Source organism: Pseudoalteromonas sp. T1lg75, assembly GCF_002964705.1.
Lineage (GTDB): Bacteria > Pseudomonadota > Gammaproteobacteria > Enterobacterales > Alteromonadaceae > Pseudoalteromonas.
This window is the reverse complement of sequence record NZ_PQCD01000018.1, coordinates 107,958-123,177: the sequence shown is the minus strand read 5'-3', so window position 1 is coordinate 123,177 and position 15,220 is coordinate 107,958. Positions and strand designations below refer to the sequence as shown.

14 protein-coding genes and 1 tRNA gene are annotated in these 15,220 nt (G+C 39.9%); 14 read left to right on the top strand and 1 reads right to left on the bottom strand.

Translation table 11 applies throughout. The annotated features are described in order from the left end of the window. Positions 1-228: 228 nt before the first annotated feature. Positions 229-304, bottom strand: a tRNA-His gene (locus C2M36_RS05165). A 289-nt stretch (positions 305-593) separates the two neighbouring features. Here C2M36_RS05165 and C2M36_RS05160 point away from each other — a divergent pair. The 14 genes from C2M36_RS05160 to C2M36_RS05095 all read left to right on the top strand — a co-directional run bounded on the left by C2M36_RS05160 (position 594) and on the right by C2M36_RS05095 (position 15,213). After that, positions 594-1,415: a mechanosensitive ion channel domain-containing protein gene (locus C2M36_RS05160; RefSeq protein WP_105254004.1), complete on the top strand. Its 822-nt coding sequence runs from the start codon at positions 594-596 to the stop codon at positions 1,413-1,415. A gap of 19 nt (positions 1,416-1,434) precedes the next feature. Continuing rightward, entirely contained in the window at positions 1,435-2,214 is a 780-nt protein-coding gene (locus tag C2M36_RS05155) for a DUF481 domain-containing protein (protein ID WP_105254003.1), read from the top strand. A 103-nt stretch (positions 2,215-2,317) separates the two neighbouring features. Next, positions 2,318-4,993: an SLBB domain-containing protein gene (locus C2M36_RS05150; RefSeq protein ID WP_105254012.1), complete on the top strand. Its 2,676-nt coding sequence runs from the start codon at positions 2,318-2,320 to the stop codon at positions 4,991-4,993. Positions 4,994-5,006: 13 nt separating this feature from the next. Beyond that, positions 5,007-5,951 (top strand): Wzz/FepE/Etk N-terminal domain-containing protein, encoded by a 945-nt coding sequence (locus C2M36_RS05145; protein ID WP_105254002.1) that lies wholly within the window; start codon positions 5,007-5,009, stop codon positions 5,949-5,951. Between the two features lie 2 nt (positions 5,952-5,953). Beyond that, positions 5,954-7,081, top strand: a complete 1,128-nt coding sequence (gene wecB / locus C2M36_RS05140) for a non-hydrolyzing UDP-N-acetylglucosamine 2-epimerase (protein ID WP_105254001.1) — start codon at positions 5,954-5,956, stop codon at positions 7,079-7,081. Then, positions 7,074-7,529 (top strand): adenylyltransferase/cytidyltransferase family protein, encoded by a 456-nt coding sequence (locus C2M36_RS05135; RefSeq protein WP_105254000.1) that lies wholly within the window; start codon positions 7,074-7,076, stop codon positions 7,527-7,529. Before wecB ends, C2M36_RS05135 begins: the two co-directional genes overlap by 8 nt. Next, positions 7,529-8,149, top strand: coding sequence for an SDR family NAD(P)-dependent oxidoreductase (locus C2M36_RS05130; protein WP_105253999.1), 621 nt, complete (start codon positions 7,529-7,531; stop codon positions 8,147-8,149). The genes C2M36_RS05135 and C2M36_RS05130 overlap by 1 nt, the downstream gene beginning before the upstream one ends. A gap of 9 nt (positions 8,150-8,158) precedes the next feature. Beyond that, entirely contained in the window at positions 8,159-9,358 is a 1,200-nt protein-coding gene (locus C2M36_RS05125; RefSeq protein WP_105253998.1) for an oligosaccharide flippase family protein, read from the top strand. Beyond that, complete coding sequence (locus tag C2M36_RS05120; protein WP_105253997.1) at positions 9,348-10,451, top strand: CDP-glycerol glycerophosphotransferase family protein; 1,104 nt, start codon at positions 9,348-9,350, stop codon at positions 10,449-10,451. Before C2M36_RS05125 ends, C2M36_RS05120 begins: the two co-directional genes overlap by 11 nt. Before the next feature lie 2 nt (positions 10,452-10,453). Next, entirely contained in the window at positions 10,454-11,275 is an 822-nt protein-coding gene (locus C2M36_RS05115; RefSeq protein WP_105253996.1) for a glycosyltransferase family 2 protein, read from the top strand. Next, entirely contained in the window at positions 11,265-12,503 is a 1,239-nt protein-coding gene (locus C2M36_RS05110; protein WP_105253995.1) for a hypothetical protein, read from the top strand. Before C2M36_RS05115 ends, C2M36_RS05110 begins: the two co-directional genes overlap by 11 nt. A 20-nt stretch (positions 12,504-12,523) precedes the next feature. Further along, the gene (locus C2M36_RS05105; RefSeq protein WP_105253994.1) at positions 12,524-13,324 is read left to right on the top strand and encodes a glycosyltransferase family 2 protein; all 801 of its coding nucleotides are present in this window, start codon (positions 12,524-12,526) and stop codon (positions 13,322-13,324) included. After that, complete coding sequence (locus C2M36_RS05100) at positions 13,324-14,397, top strand: glycosyltransferase family 4 protein (protein WP_105253993.1); 1,074 nt, start codon at positions 13,324-13,326, stop codon at positions 14,395-14,397. The genes C2M36_RS05105 and C2M36_RS05100 overlap by 1 nt, the downstream gene beginning before the upstream one ends. Beyond that, on the top strand, positions 14,398-15,213 hold the full coding sequence (locus C2M36_RS05095; RefSeq protein ID WP_105253992.1) for a 2OG-Fe(II) oxygenase: 816 nt from the start codon (positions 14,398-14,400) through the stop codon (positions 15,211-15,213). It begins immediately after the preceding gene. Positions 15,214-15,220 lie beyond the last annotated feature (7 nt).

Genomic DNA, 15,220 nt, shown 5'->3' with positions numbered 1-15,220 from the left:
TATCCATTTCCTTTGAATATGATTGCTCTAATCATTGTAGTTGCTTTGTCAGATTCCCGGCAATTGCTTCAGCCTTGCGCTTTTGTCAGGATAAAGCCTGACCTACAGGTAAATTTAACAAGGGCTGAAATAGATTCAGTGCACAAATGCAGGTTGGCTTCGAATAGAGCTTAACTTAGAAGGAATCTAATTAGGTTATAAAATGGAGATTTAAAAACAAGGGGGAGATGGGGCGACTGACGAGACTTGAACTCGCGACAACCGGAATCACAATCCAGGGCTCTACCAACTGAGCTACAGCCGCCATAAAGAAGTTACACACCTCTCGATGTGTGGCGCGCATAATACATAGTTTAATTGAGGTTGTGAAGAGTAAATTGGCGAGTTTTTTTTGTTTGCTGTAAATTTAATCTCTAAAGGTGTGTAACTAGATAAAAAATAGGCAAAAAGCACGACTTACTTTTATTATTAGGTGAACCGTACCAATGTTTAGTTGCGGTTTATACGAAAGTTGAGATAATTACGGATTGGGTACAGCGAAGTCGTTTAATTTTGTCGTTGTATCAAGCAAAAAGCGAATGATAGGAGCGCTAATGGAAACTGTAACGAACTGGATCTCGGAAAACTCGGATCTGTTACTTCACTACGCAGTACAATTTGTACTTGCCCTCGTTGTCTTTTTTGTTGGTCTACGCATAGCAAAGTGGTGTGGTGGCCTAACTGAAAAAGCATTTGCCAAACGTAAAGTAGATAAAGCTGTAGGCTCGTTCTGCGGTAGCATTATTTATGCACTCGTTTTTGTTGGTACCGTTTTGATGGCCTTGTCTCAAGTAGGTATTGAAACAACTTCCTTTATTGCTATTTTGGGTGCCGCGGGCTTAGCGGTTGGCTTAGCACTTCAAGGCTCACTATCAAACTTCGCTTCCGGTGTGCTAATTATCATCCTTCGTCCTTTCAAATCGGGCGACTACATCGAAGCGGGCGGCAAAGCCGGTTCGGTACGTAAGATTGAAATCTTCTCGACCGAGCTAAATACGCCAGACAATAAAATCATCGTTATGCCTAACTCGGCCATTATGTCAGGCGCTATTGTTAACTATTCTCGTGAACAGACCCGTCGAATCGATCTAGTGATTGGTGTAAGCTATGATGCTGATCTGAAAAAAGCCAAAAGTGTATTGAAGTCAGTGCTAGACGCCGAAAGCCGCATTTTGAAAGACCCAGCCTACACGGTTGCTGTGAGCGAGCTGGCCGACTCAAGCGTTAACTTTGTTGTTCGTCCATGGGTTAACACCGCAGATTACTGGCCAACTTACTTCGATCTAATGGAAAACATCAAGATTGAACTAGACGCTAATGACGTTGGTATTCCATACCCACAAATGGATGTGCACTTACACAAAACAGGCGAATAATTAGGGGAATATCGCTAACATGAAATTGAAGTACCTATCTTTATTAGTTGCAGCTTTTGCTGCAACTACTGTTGTAGCAGAAGAAGAGAAAAAAACCTGGGAAGCAAACGCCGAACTTGGCGCCATTATCACCAGTGGTAACACCGAAACAACCACCTTTAAAGGTGCGCTTACCGTTAAACACAATCTAGAAAAGTGGAATAACGAGTACAAATTAAGCGGCCTGTATAAAGAAGATGAAGTTGAGCAGGACGATGGCACTAAAATTACTGAGCGCACCAATGAAAAGTACTTTGGTTCCGCGCAAGGTAATTACAAATTAAACGAGAAGAACGCACACTTATTCATCTATGGCTCATACCTGAGCGATTACTTTGGTGCCTATCGTGAGGAGCTCGTAGTATCGGGCGGTTATGGTTTACGCCTAATCGATGATGAAACCATGGTTCTTAATGCTGAGGTTGGTCCTGGTTATAAGTATTTTAGATATCCGGATGACAGCACTGAGGTTGATGGTAATGGTCAGTCGCTTGCCGATGAATGGGAAGGCGAAGTGATTGCCCTTGCTAAAGCTGATTTCTCCTGGCAGATCTCTGAAGGCGCTAAGTTTACTCAGTTACTGGCCATGGAATATGGTGATACCAACACCAAAACCCGCTCTGAGTCGGCATTGTTAACCAAAATTAATGGTTCGTTGCAAATGAAGGTTGGTTTTAATGTCGTTCACAACTCTGATGTTGCGGATGACAAAGATAATACCGATACAGAAACGGCACTGACCTTAGTTTATAACTTCTAAGTTCACATAAAAACCCACGCTAAAATTGCTTTTTACGCATTTTTTTCGTGGGTTTTGTCGTGTATGATATGGCATCTTTTTGGAGTCAAACATGCAGGGAAAAATGTTTAAGACCTACCTCGGCGCCTTTTCCGCCATTTTTATACTGTTTTACACAACTATAACTCAAGCGCTTACTCCTTCACCCGCGCAAATTGAGCAGTTCAAAAAGTTACCTCGCGCTCAGCAAGAAGCCTTGGCACGGCAATATGGTGTTGACCTTGATTCAATAATTGGCGGTTCTTCTAGGTCGAGTGCAAACAACCAAGAAGCGCAAAGCACAATTGGTGAGCGTAAAGTTTATGGTGAAAACGCTGAGCCAAAAACGCCAGAAGAAAAGTTCAAACCAAAGCAAGAAGAGCTAAAACCCTTTGGCTATGACATCTTCGCCGGTGAACCAACCAGCTTTATGCCGAGCGAAAGTGCGCCTGTTCCCGATGACTACATAGTGCGCCCTGGCGACCAAGTACAAATTTCCCTGTATGGTAAAGAGTCGGCAACGGTGGATGCGAGCATCGACCGCTCTGGCCGTTTAAGTATTCCTAAGCTGGCTCCGGTGCATGTGGCCGGCATGACCTTTAAAGAATTAAAGTCCCTTGTTAGCGAAAAAGTTAGCAATGAGATGATCGGCGTAAAAGCTTTCGTCTCACTTGGTCAACTGCGCAGCATTCGTGTGTTGGTGGTAGGTGAGGCCTATAAACCAGGCAGTTACACCTTGTCTTCACTAAGCACTGTAACTCACGCGCTGTTTGCCAGCGGTGGTGTAAGCGATATCGCTTCACTGCGTAATATCGAGATTAAGCGTGGTGGCAAGGTGGTGAATCGTTTCGACCTGTATGACCTGCTTATTAAAGGCGATAGCAGCAACGACATCATCTTAAAGCCCGGTGATGTGGTGTTTATTCCACCGGTAGGAGCTCAGGTGAGTGTGGCAGGCGCGGTAAAACGTCCTGCTATTTTCGAACTGAAAAAAGGCGAAAGTACTGCCGATTTACTAGCTATGGCGGGTGGCTTAAAGGCCAATGCCTACAGTGAGAAAGTGACGGTAGAACGCGCCGGCAATGGCGATTATAAGCAAATTCTATCTTTTGATTTCTCTAAGACAAACTCAGGCTACACTCCTCAGGATGGAGATGTGGTGCGTATTGATGAAAGCAGTAGTGCATACAATAATGCGGTAACCCTGATTGGTGCTGTAACGCGCCCGGGTGAGTACTCCTGGTATCAGGGCAAGCGGATTGCAGATATGCTGGTGTCATTACGCGGTGACCTACTCCCTCAGGCTGATTTAACTTACGCTTTGCTACTGCGCGAAGTGGATGTATACGGCAATATCGAGGTGCATCAGTTTAACCTAGCCGAAGCGATTGCTGGCAACAGTGCACATAACTTGTCGCTACAACCGCGCGATAAGGTAATAGTATTTAGCCGCTTTGAGTCAAAAAAAGCAGAGCAAAACGCCCTAAAACAGCTGGCGCTTACCGAAGCCGAGCAAGAACTACAACAAAAAGTAAAACTATGGCATCTGTTTGAACAGCGCCAGTTTGAAAAGCACGTTGGTGCGCCTCGCCAGAGCGCTATTCTTGAGGAAGAAGAAGTTGCTAGCGATAGCCTGAGTCGAGTTATTGTCGAGAAACAAGACGGTGATAAGGGAGATTACGCCACCTTTAGCCGTAAGCAACTGTTAGCAAAAGTTGTCAATCAGTTGCAAATGCAAGCCGGAGCCGGCGAGCGCATTAAGCTGGTTGAAGCAAGCGGCAACGTACGCTTCCCAGGTGTTTATCCGCTTTCTGAGAGAATGAACGTAAAAGAGCTAATTACCGCAGCTGGTGGTTTAACCGAATCTGCATATTTAGAGCAAGCAGAAATTACTCGCTCCGAGAGCGGCACAAACACAGATGTGCAGCATATTTCCTTCAACTTGCAAGATGCACTGAGCGGTAATGCTGATCAAATGCCTTTACTGCGAAGTAAAGACACTCTTAATGTGTTGACCATTCCTAATTGGCAGGAAAATATCAAGGTGACCTTGCATGGTGAGGTGACCTTTCCGGGCCAATATACCATTCGTCGCGGTGAAACGATTAATGATGTTATTAAGCGTGCAGGTGGTTTTTCAAGTTATGCGGCACTTAATGCGGCTATTTTTACTCGTGTATCTATTAAAGCCCAAGAGCAAAAGCAACTGCAACGCTTGACCAATGAATTGCGTAGGGACTTGGCTTCAAAGAGCTTCGAACAATCAATGGGTAGCAATAACCTATCGTATGATGAAATGAATAGGTTAATTGCAGATTTATCATCGATGCCAACGATAGGTCGTTTAGTTATAGATCTCGGGGAAATTTTGGCCGATGAGCAAGAGCTAGTACTGCAAAATGGCGATGCCCTTTATGTGCCTTCTAAGCGGGATTCGGTAAGTGTGATTGGTGAAGTTAACTATGCAACCTCTCACCTTTACAGTAATAAGACCGACTTAGATGAATATATTCGCCTTAGTGGTGGCACAAAGGCGCGAGCCGATGAAGATCGTATCTATGTGATTAAGGCTGATGGTTCGGTATATGTACCACAAAATAAAGGTTGGTTTGCGGTAAATACAGGGTATCAAATCGAGCCTGGCGATACTATAGTCGTACCCATGGATACAGCGCATATGGATAATCTTACGCTTTGGAGCACGGCCACGCAGATCTTTTATCAGATCGGTGTAGGCCTAGCTGCTATTCGCGGCCTATAAGGAGTTGCACATAATGAATAATCAAAATATAGAGATGCAACAAGCTGTGCTAGCCGATGATGAGATCGATTTAAAGGAGCTGTTTTTAGCGCTTTGGCAAGGTAAATGGATCATTATAGGCACAACCCTGATCGCAGCTGTTATTGCAGTCGCGTACGCGCTTAGTTTGCCTAACATTTATAAAAGTGAGGCGTTGCTGGCTCCTGCTGAAGATGGTCAAAGTGGTGGGTTATCCGCTTTAGCTGGTCAGTTTGGTGGTTTGGCCTCTCTTGCTGGTGTAAATCTAGGTGGCGGTAGCGCTGATAAAACCACTATTGCTCTGGAGTTACTAAAAAGCCGCTCTTTTGTTGGTGAGTTTGTACAAGAACACAACTTAAAACCCCTGATTATGGCCGCTAACGGCTGGGAACAAGCAAGTAATAAGGTTATTTACGACCCAGAGGTTTATGACTCTGAAAAGGGTGTTTGGATACGAGAAGTTAAAGCACCTAAACAACCTGAGCCCAGTCAGTTGGAAGTGCATGCTAAGTTCACGAAACAGTTCTTAAATGTTTCGCAAGACAAAGAAACAGGGTTAGTGACAATATCTGTAAAGCACTACTCGCCAGTAGTAGCCAAAGAGCTTACAGACAAGCTAATTGAACAGCTCAATAATACGATGCGAGCAAATGACATTGCAGATGCAGATAATAGTATTGAATACCTTAATAATGCCCTGCAAGAAACCTCGGTAGCCGATATGCAGAAGGTATTTTATCAACTAATCGAACAACAACAACAAACAAAAATGCTAGCCAGCGTTCGAGATGAGTACACGCTAAAAACAATCGATCCAGCGGTAATTGCAGAGGAAAAAAGTGATCCAAAACGTGCTCTAATATGCATTTTAGGAGTCATGTTAGGTTGTATGCTTGCATCTCTCATCGTACTAGTGCGTCATTTTGCTAAAAAGGGTTGAATATGAAAGTATTAACTGTATTTGGAACTCGCCCTGAAGCAATCAAAATGGCGCCACTAGTTCACGCTTTGTCAGTAGATGAGCGCTTTGATGCTAAGGTCTGTGTAACCGCACAGCACCGTGAAATGCTGGATCAGGTATTGGAGTTATTCGAAATTACTCCTGATTATGACTTGAACTTAATGAAAGCTGGGCAAACTTTACCTGAGGTAAGCAGTCGCATATTGCTAGAGCTTACACCAGTTCTCAAAGAGTTTAAGCCAGATGTTGTGCTTGTTCATGGCGATACAGCAACTACATTCGCCGCTAGCTTGGCTGCCTATTACGAGCAAATTGCAGTAGGGCACGTTGAAGCTGGCTTGCGCACTGGTAATATATATAGTCCATGGCCGGAAGAAGCTAACCGCAAGCTAACAGGGGCACTGACCAAGTTCCATTTTGCACCAACTCAAACCAGTAAAGATAATTTGCTCGCGGAAAATTATCCAAGTGAGTCAATTCATATAACCGGTAATACGGTAATTGATGCGTTATTGATGGTGAAAGACAAGCTTGAATCAAACATTGATTTGCAAACAACACTGGATGCCCAGTTTCCATTTTTAGATGCTGATAAAAAGCTCGTATTGGTTACAGGGCACCGACGCGAAAGTTTTGGTGGCGGTTTTGAGCGCATTTGCGAAGCCTTGGTAGAAGTAGCAAAATCACACTCGGATGTACAAATTGTTTACCCTGTGCATTTAAACCCTAATGTGCAAGAGCCGGTAAACCGCATTCTGGCGGACGTAGATAATATTAAGCTGATCGAGCCACAACAATATTTACCGTTTGTTTATTTAATGAACCGTGCCAACATTATTCTCACTGACTCTGGAGGTATTCAAGAAGAAGCTCCAAGTCTTGGAAAGCCAGTATTAGTAATGCGAGATACAACAGAGAGGCCCGAAGCGGTAAAAGCTGGAACAGTTAAGCTAGTTGGTACTGATAAAGTTAAAATTATCGAGTCACTTAATGAGCTCCTAACAAATCAAGTTGCATATGATGATATGAGCTTTGCACATAATCCATATGGAGATGGTGAAGCATCAAAAAGAATAATATCCATATTATTAAGAGGTAATAATGAGTAAAACTGTAGTTTATGTATCCGGCACTTTTGATTTGTTTCATAGCAATCATTTAAAGATGATTAATTATGGTAGGGGTCTTGGCGACACTTTAATTGTTGGAGTAAGCACTGATGAGCTAGTCTGTTCGTACAAAAACCCTCCTGCTGTACCTTTTGAGGAGAGAATTGCCATTGTTGAAGGGTTGAAAGGACCTGACGTTGTCATTCCTCAACATACGCTTGAACATATCGAGACTGTAAAAAAGCTAAATATAGATGTTTTTGTTATAGGTGATGATTGGTATGGTAAGTATGATTATTTGAAAGAGCAGGGAGTCAAGGTTTTCTACTTTCCTTATGGAAAAGGTGTTAGCTCAACCAACCTGAAAAAGAAAATACATGATCAATACCAGAAGTTGATTGAGTCATCGGATAACCACCCTATTCCTGAGCCTAAAGGAATTGCATAGTGAAGATATTAATAACGGGAGGGGAGGGCGATCTAGCAAGATTTCTTTGTTCAGAATTATCAAAAGCGAGCCATATAATATACTCCCCAAGCAAACAAGAGTTAGATGTAACGGATCCTGAGTCTGTTGAGAAGTACTTTGAAGGTAAGTACTTCGATATTGTCATAAACAATGCAGGTACACTTTACTCTAGCTTAGTAGCTGATTCAGACCCATTGATGTGGATTCGTGACATAAATGTAAACCTAATTGGAACGTATTTGGTTTGTCGCTCAGCCCTCATTGGTAATAAGAAAACAAAAATCTTCAATATTGCATCTACAGCAGCATTTGCAAGTTATAGAGATTGGACATCTTACTGTGCTTCAAAAGCAGGAGTCATGACTCTTTCTAAAGGACTTTACAAAGACGGTTATTATGTGAATGTTTTTTGCCCTGGCGCAATTGACACAAAGATTAGAGATGGCTTAAACATCAACAACCCTAATGTCATGGCTGTTGAAGAAGGCGCTAATAAAATTCTTCACGCTATTCAGAGTGGATCAAATGGCGATGTCTACTTTTACCGAAAAGATGAAAGCAAACTTTTGAATTTAGATTCTGATTATTTAATACCTTAAGAATTATACGTGTTAAAAAACAATATAAAGAACTTGGCTATTACTCAGTTTTTTAACTTTATAGCTCCGTTGTTACTATTACCGCTCATAACTAGAACCCTCACTTTCAGTGAGTTTGGGTTGTATGCTGTTCTATTGTCAGCTACTCAAGTTTGGTTTGTCCTAAGCGATTTTGGTTTCTCGGTCAAACGGGTGCAGTTATTAGCAAAAGGGGTGTTGAGCAAGAATTCTGTATTAAGTAAAACTACGATAATAGTCTTATTTAACACTTGTTTACTTGCGCCTCTAGCTTATTTTCTTCTTATAGCAAAGGTGCCGTTATTATTTATTTTTCTAGTTTTTATAACGGTAATTTTTCAACATTTCCAGTTTATCTCTGTTTTTCATGGCTTGCAAAAAATGCAGTGCTCAAAGTGGGTTACACTAACCACAAGAATATCGTTTATGGTATTGGTTTTTTTCTTTTACTTAAGTTCCACTTTGAATTTTGAGCGATTGTTATTGAGTTATTCACTTGCTAATTTCTTAGGTGCTTTATTAGCGTTTTACTTTATAAAAAATCAATTTTCATCTTGCTTTTCTTTTTGTTTGCGTGGTGTTTTAAGGTTCTATAAAGTTTCATTCCAATACTTTCTATCTCGTTGTTCTTCTTTGTTTTATACCCAAAGTAACTCGTTGGTTTTGTCTCAGTTTATAAGCCCTGCGATTGTTGCATTATACTCGGCTCCTGAGAGGTTGTATCAGGCAGGTCAGGGTATGTCGGCAATATTTAGTCAAGCGCTTTTCCCATATGTATCGAAAAATAAGTCAATGAAACCCTTTGCTATGTTGTTGTTTTTCTCACTTCCTTTATTGTTAACAGGGTTGCTAGTAACGTATTTATTTGGCGGAGATGTATTGGCGTGGTTTTTTGGCGAGGAATATAGAAAGGCTGAGGGTGTTTTTTTTGTTTTAATGTGTGCTCTGTGTTTTCATTTTTACTCAGCCATATTTGGCTTTCCTATTTTTAATTTATTAAATAAATTGAAGTACGCGAATTACACATTACATATTGGTGTCTTTTCATTCTTTTTATCTCTACTAATCACTTTTACATTTTCTACTGTCTCGCCAGAAAAATTTGCAATTTGCGTGTTAATAGCTGAGGGAGTGACATTGCTGTCGAGGTTGCTGTTTTTAATGAGATGTAAGGTTCGGTATGATAGATAAAATAATGTCATTTTTCATTCCTTTCATAACCATTTTCATTCCTAAAAATAAGAAAAAGTGGGTTTTTTCTAGTTGGGGTGGGTCAAGATTAGCTGATAGTCCAAAGGCATTTCAGGAGTGGATTGTAAATAACAGTAAGGATGTTAGATGCATTTGGATAGTAAAAAATAAGTCTTTAGTTTGCCAGGAGAAAGGGGTTTTCTATTATAAGAGTATATGGGGGTTATGGCATCAAGCAACAGCAAAAATAGTCTTTGTTACTCACAGTATAAACTCAGACTTGTATAGACCTGTTATAGCTCATAATACTCTCCGGGTTCAGATGTGGCATGGGGCAGCCCTGAAGAAAATTGGCTTCGATGATACAGTTTTCAATAAGCATAACGCAGTTAGTAGAACTAGAATATATCGTTATTTATCGAATGAATATTACTCAATAATATTATCTTTAGGCCCTTTATGTAGTAAAGATTTTCAGAGTGCTTTTGGTGTTGATGACTCTAGGCTTCTTGAGGTTGGTTTTCCAAGGAATGACATTATGCTGAAAGAACCTAAAAAGCATGATGACTTGATAATATATTTACCAACCTTTAGAGGCAAACCAGGAGAATCCATAGATATATTGCAAGATGCAGCCTTTGATCTTGTGTCACTTGACGAAAAGCTTGCAAAGGCGGGGTTGACGTTGATTGTCAGATTGCATCCGGTAAATAAACTACCTGATTATTATACAAACACAACAAATATAATTTTCGACAATGATGTTGAACTTTATGATTTGTTGGCTAGAGCCAGAGCTCTCATAACAGATTATTCGAGCGTTATGTTTGATTTCGCGGCAACGGGTAAACCGATTTTATTTTTAGCTCATGACTTGAGTGAGTACCTCAATAATGACAGAGAAATGTACTTTGATTATCATGAGCTTGGGGCGGAGCATATATTTGGCTCATGGAATGAAATAGCGAGTGAGTTCGAGAGTTTAGGCGCTCACAAAGACAATGCTTTCCTAAAAAGCTACCATGCAACCTATCATAAAAGCTCTTCAAGATCGCTTTATGAGTATCTTGCGAATAAAATAAGAATCAATTGATTATGATAAATGTGTTAATTCTAAACTGGAATAGTGCGGCAGAGGTCGCAACACTGGTTCAGTCTCTTAGTATGTCGGTGGGCGCTAAATACCGAATTATTCTCATTCATAATGCGACAAATGATGAGCAAGAGCTGCGGGCAATCCCTGATAAATATTCCGATATCGAGTTTCATGTTGTTATTAATGAAACTAACTTGGGGTACGCAGGTGGGAATAACGCCGGCTACGAATATTTGCGTCAGCAATCCCTTGACGGTGATCTTGTGGTAATTAACCCGGATGTATCAGTCGCCCCCAATACCTTGCACGAACTGCAAAAAGCATCTTTGCGAGACCATGTAGGTTTGGTTATGTGCCGTACCTACGATACAAATGGTCAGCATTTATATGACTACATAAGGCTAGACGGGTTTATAAACAAGTATCATTTTTCAGAGTCCTTGACCATAGATACTGATTACGCTGCTGGCTCATGTTTGTATATAAAGAGAGCAGCGGCAGATCAGTGTGGACTATTTGATGCCGATTTTTTCATGTACTGGGAAGAGGTAGATTTAGCGTTTAGGTATCGTGATTATGGTTATAAATCTATTTCAACGACAAAAACTAAAATTATAAGAGCGCCAAATCCTATCTCTAGGAGTGAAAATGCTATTTATTTTAGTGTTCTTAATTCTAAGAGGATTAAAGATAGGTATATAAAGATAGGGTATTTTAAATATCTATTTGTGAATTTTTTATCGGCTTTATATGCCTCTGTTAGATATCATAGTTTTAAATATTTGAAATCGTTTATAAAGGCTTTCAAATATGAAAATTAGTTTCCACGATATTTATGTAAACTGTGTGGTTTTTTGCCTTTCAATATTTATAATTTTTCCTACTGGAAGCTTGTTAGGTTTTCCTGTAAAAAAATTTTTTCTAATGCTTATGATGCCCATTTTTTTGGTTGGGCTATTTTTATTTAAGTTTAGGTTTAGTAAGTATATAGTTGGCTACTTTTTGTGCTTGATTTCTCTCTCCTTTTGGGTTCTGATTGGAGGGGGTAACCTTGGTGATTTTAAGGACCCTATAGAAGAGTACTCATTTACACTGAGTTACATCATTATTTTTTTATTACTTATCCCAATTTCCGAACACCGAGCAAGTATAACTTACTTCTATAAAGCACTAATTATTATTTCTTTCATATATGCAATGATGAAAGTATGTGTGTCTCTACTAATTTTCATTGGTTATTTCGATATCGCAGTGTTTTTAGGTGCATATGAAATGTTATTTGGAGTTCCACTTTCAACGCTGCCTATTCCACCAGAAGGTATGTGGAGAATTAATAATGCTAATGATATATTTGTTTTCACAATATTTGCGTACTCATTATTGTATTGGAAATCTTTTGGCTTTAATATTTTCTTCAAAATTTTATGGTTCTCTGTGTTGTTTTTATCCATTTATATATCTTTTTCTAGAATCGGATTTTTAATTGTTGCTATATCTCTTGTTGTATTCTTGTTTAGGTATAAAAATTCCATGTTTTATGGGGGAGTCTTTGTTCTTCTAGCAGGTGTTGCCTTGGTAAGTAGTGAAGGTGTCATAAATGGTTTGAAGGATCGTTTTAGTGGTGATGCCACAGCAGAGTCTAACTCTATAAAAACGAATCAAGTTAGTTTTATAGTTGGCGAACTAGAGTCTTCGCCAATTATAGGGAAAGGTTGGGGAGTGCCAATGGATTCATATATTCGCTCTGAGTTCTCCCCTTATAGTTATGAAGCTCAATTTCCTTCATTTGCTTACAAGCTAGGTTTGATTGGCTTTTCCATTTTTACTATGGCTTTTGTTTTTCTTTTTATGCATTTAGGGAAGATGAAATCATCTGGGTTGTTAAGCTTTAATGACTACATTATAAAGTGTTTTATGCTTTGTTTTTTTATCTTGTCGTGCTGTGTTAATTTATATTATTCGGGTGTTGTTCCAGCTGTTACTCTTGCTTTTATAGTTTTCAATGTTCCCAAATATATAAGTTTTGGTGAGGGTTGCCTGAGTGAATAATTCTAGTAGGGTTTTTATATATGAGTAAAGTATTAATAGCTGTGGTCTCTCATGGGCACTTTGACAAAATATCTGAGTTGGGGGCAGCCGCTTCTTTAGCTTTGACAAGTTTTGACGTTGTTATATTGGACAACTTTGGGGAAACTGAACTAGAAGCATATTGTGACATTCATCATGTTAGTTATATCAGAACCAAGCAAAGTAAAGGTTTTGGCGCAAACAATAATCACATATATGATTTTTTTAATAAAAATACAGGAATAACTGATGATGATTATGTCTTGATTCTCAACCCAGATGTGCTTATTACCCCGGAAGAGGTTACAGCACTAGTAGAAACAGCACAGGCGAATAATGACAAGCTTGTGACGATTAATTTATATACCGACAAAGGGTTTCAGAATTTTGACAATTCTATCCGCAACTTCCCTTCATTCATGGACTTTGTCAAATCTTTTCTGTTTGGTGTAAACCCGTCATTGATTGATAAATCTGCGGTTAATAAACGAAAAGCAGTAGATTGGGCAGCAGGGTCATTCTTGTTAGTTCGCGCAGATTTATATGCGGAATTAGGTGGATTTGATGAAGGTTACTTTATGTATTGCGAGGACCTAGATTTATGCTGGCGTGCAAAACATCAGCATGGAACCCAACTGTATTATTATCCGCAATTTAAGGCTACTCATTTAGCGCAACATGCTAACAGAAAGATTTTCTCAAAGCATTTTTATTGGCATGTAAACAGTGTGCTGCGCTACTTGCTCTTTAAAGGAAAGCCAAAAAGTCGGCTGTTACGCAACGAAAATCGGAATGATGTGTAATGAAAGTTTTATTTAAAAATCGCTTTGATGCATTCACATCCTTCGGTGGCGATACGGTACAGATGCTCAATACTAAACGGGAACTCGAATCCTTGGGGGTTACAGTTGATATTGATCTGGGAGTTACTAAGGATTTAAGAGAGTATGACTTAGTCCACTTTTTTAACTTGATGCGAACATATGAGGGAACGTTGGCGATATGGCAGGCCAAAGATGCTAATATACCTGTTGTTTATTCAAGTATTTACTGGGATTTCACCGAATTTAATAACGTTGGCCGGCAATCAAAATTGCATGGTTTTTTGCATAATAACTTTTCTGAATTTACTGTCGAAAAGTTTAAAGAGTGCGTGCGTGGAGTCAGAGATGGTAATTTAAGCACATACTTGAGATATATGGGGAGCAATTTCTACAAAACTCTAGAAAGTGTTGATTTGTTCCTGCCGAACTCTAAAAGTGAGGGAGAGTTAATACGTTCTCGCGTTTTAGAAAATGCACCGTATCATGTAGTTCACAATGCAGTGGATGAATCTATCTTTAATATGAGAAAGCTACAACAAAGAGAGAAAAAAGCACTTACCGTTGCCAGAATTGATCCTAGGAAAAATATCAGCGCCCTAGTAGACTCACATCTGCCAATTGAGCTTGATATTTACGGTGCAAAAGCGCCTAATCACGCATTATACTTCGACCAGCTTAATGAGCGTAAGCCAAAAAACATTCGCTTCATGGGAGCGATAGACAATGCGAAGTTGACTGAAATTTACAACTCATACTTTCTCCACATTTTACCATCTTGGTTAGAGACACCTGGTTTGTCGCAGTTAGAGGCCGCTGCTTGCGGTTGTAACATTGTCTCTACAATCAAGGGGTCTGCTAAAGAGTACTTTGGAGAGATGGCATCTTATTGCGAACCTGGCAAACCTCAATCTATTAGTGATGCTGTTTTGAAAGTGCTGGAGGAGCCAATTGAACCTCGTGAAATTAGTGAGTATGTCCTGGATAATTACACATGGAAAAGGACTGCAGCTCAAACGCTTGCAGCATATAATACTGTATTAGGATTAAGTTAAATGAGCTATACAAGACAACAGATTGCTTTTCACATTACAGAAAAGCTTAAAACCCTGAAAAATGATTTAAAACAGAGCTATGACTCCACATCAAAGGTTCAGCATTTTTATATCGATGACTTATTACCTCAAGAAATTGCAGAAGCAATTTATGCTGCATTTCCAGATCCTAAAGAAATGTCTCTAAACAAGACGATGCGAGAATATAAGTATATCGCAGCCCAGATGGATAAATATGCCCCGATTTTGGAAGAGGCTATTTATGCTTTTCAGATGCCGGAGGTGGTGTCTACTGTCAGTGAAATAGTGGGTAAGTACGACTTACTTCCAGATGATAAACTTTACGCCGGTGGAATATCATTGATGGGAGAGGGGCATTATCTAAACCCACACCTGGATAATTCACATGATAAAGATAGAGAGCATTGGAGAGCGTTCAATCTCTTATATTATGTGTCTCCAGCATGGCGACTAGAAAATGGGGGTAACTTAGAGTTATGGCCCAACGGTGTTGGTGGGGAATCTGTAACGATTGAAAGTAAATTTAATCGTCTAGTGATAATGGCCACTCATAATCACTCTTGGCACTCTGTTTCTCCAATCAAAGTAGATGCAACTCGCTGTTGCGTTTCTAATTACTATTTTTCTGAGGAGCCAGTTAGAGTTGATGATACTTTCCATGTAACTTCGTTCAGAGGCCGCCCAGAACAAAAAGCTGTAGATTTTATACTGAGGGGAGATGCATTGCTTCGAAACTTGGTTAGAAAGGTTTTTGCCAAAGGCATCAAAGAAACAACGCACTATTATAAAAAGTAAGAGTTTA

Excerpts from the sequence above, each read along its gene's own strand:
- C2M36_RS05100 (WP_105253993.1), top strand. The coding sequence starts at position 13,324 with ATGAAAGTTTTATTTAAAAATCGCTTTGATGCATTCACATCCTTCGGT.
- C2M36_RS05160 (WP_105254004.1), top strand. The coding sequence starts at position 594 with ATGGAAACTGTAACGAACTGGATCTCGGAAAACTCGGATCTGTTACTT.
- C2M36_RS05095 (WP_105253992.1), top strand. The coding sequence starts at position 14,398 with ATGAGCTATACAAGACAACAGATTGCTTTTCACATTACAGAAAAGCTT.
- C2M36_RS05105 (WP_105253994.1), top strand. The coding sequence starts at position 12,524 with ATGAGTAAAGTATTAATAGCTGTGGTCTCTCATGGGCACTTTGACAAA.
- C2M36_RS05150 (WP_105254012.1), top strand. The coding sequence starts at position 2,318 with ATGTTTAAGACCTACCTCGGCGCCTTTTCCGCCATTTTTATACTGTTT.
- wecB (WP_105254001.1), top strand. The coding sequence starts at position 5,954 with ATGAAAGTATTAACTGTATTTGGAACTCGCCCTGAAGCAATCAAAATG.
- C2M36_RS05145 (WP_105254002.1), top strand. The coding sequence starts at position 5,007 with ATGAATAATCAAAATATAGAGATGCAACAAGCTGTGCTAGCCGATGAT.
- C2M36_RS05110 (WP_105253995.1), top strand. The coding sequence starts at position 11,265 with ATGAAAATTAGTTTCCACGATATTTATGTAAACTGTGTGGTTTTTTGC.
- C2M36_RS05135 (WP_105254000.1), top strand. The coding sequence starts at position 7,074 with ATGAGTAAAACTGTAGTTTATGTATCCGGCACTTTTGATTTGTTTCAT.
- C2M36_RS05155 (WP_105254003.1), top strand. The coding sequence starts at position 1,435 with ATGAAATTGAAGTACCTATCTTTATTAGTTGCAGCTTTTGCTGCAACT.
- C2M36_RS05115 (WP_105253996.1), top strand. The coding sequence starts at position 10,454 with ATGATAAATGTGTTAATTCTAAACTGGAATAGTGCGGCAGAGGTCGCA.
- C2M36_RS05120 (WP_105253997.1), top strand. The coding sequence starts at position 9,348 with ATGATAGATAAAATAATGTCATTTTTCATTCCTTTCATAACCATTTTC.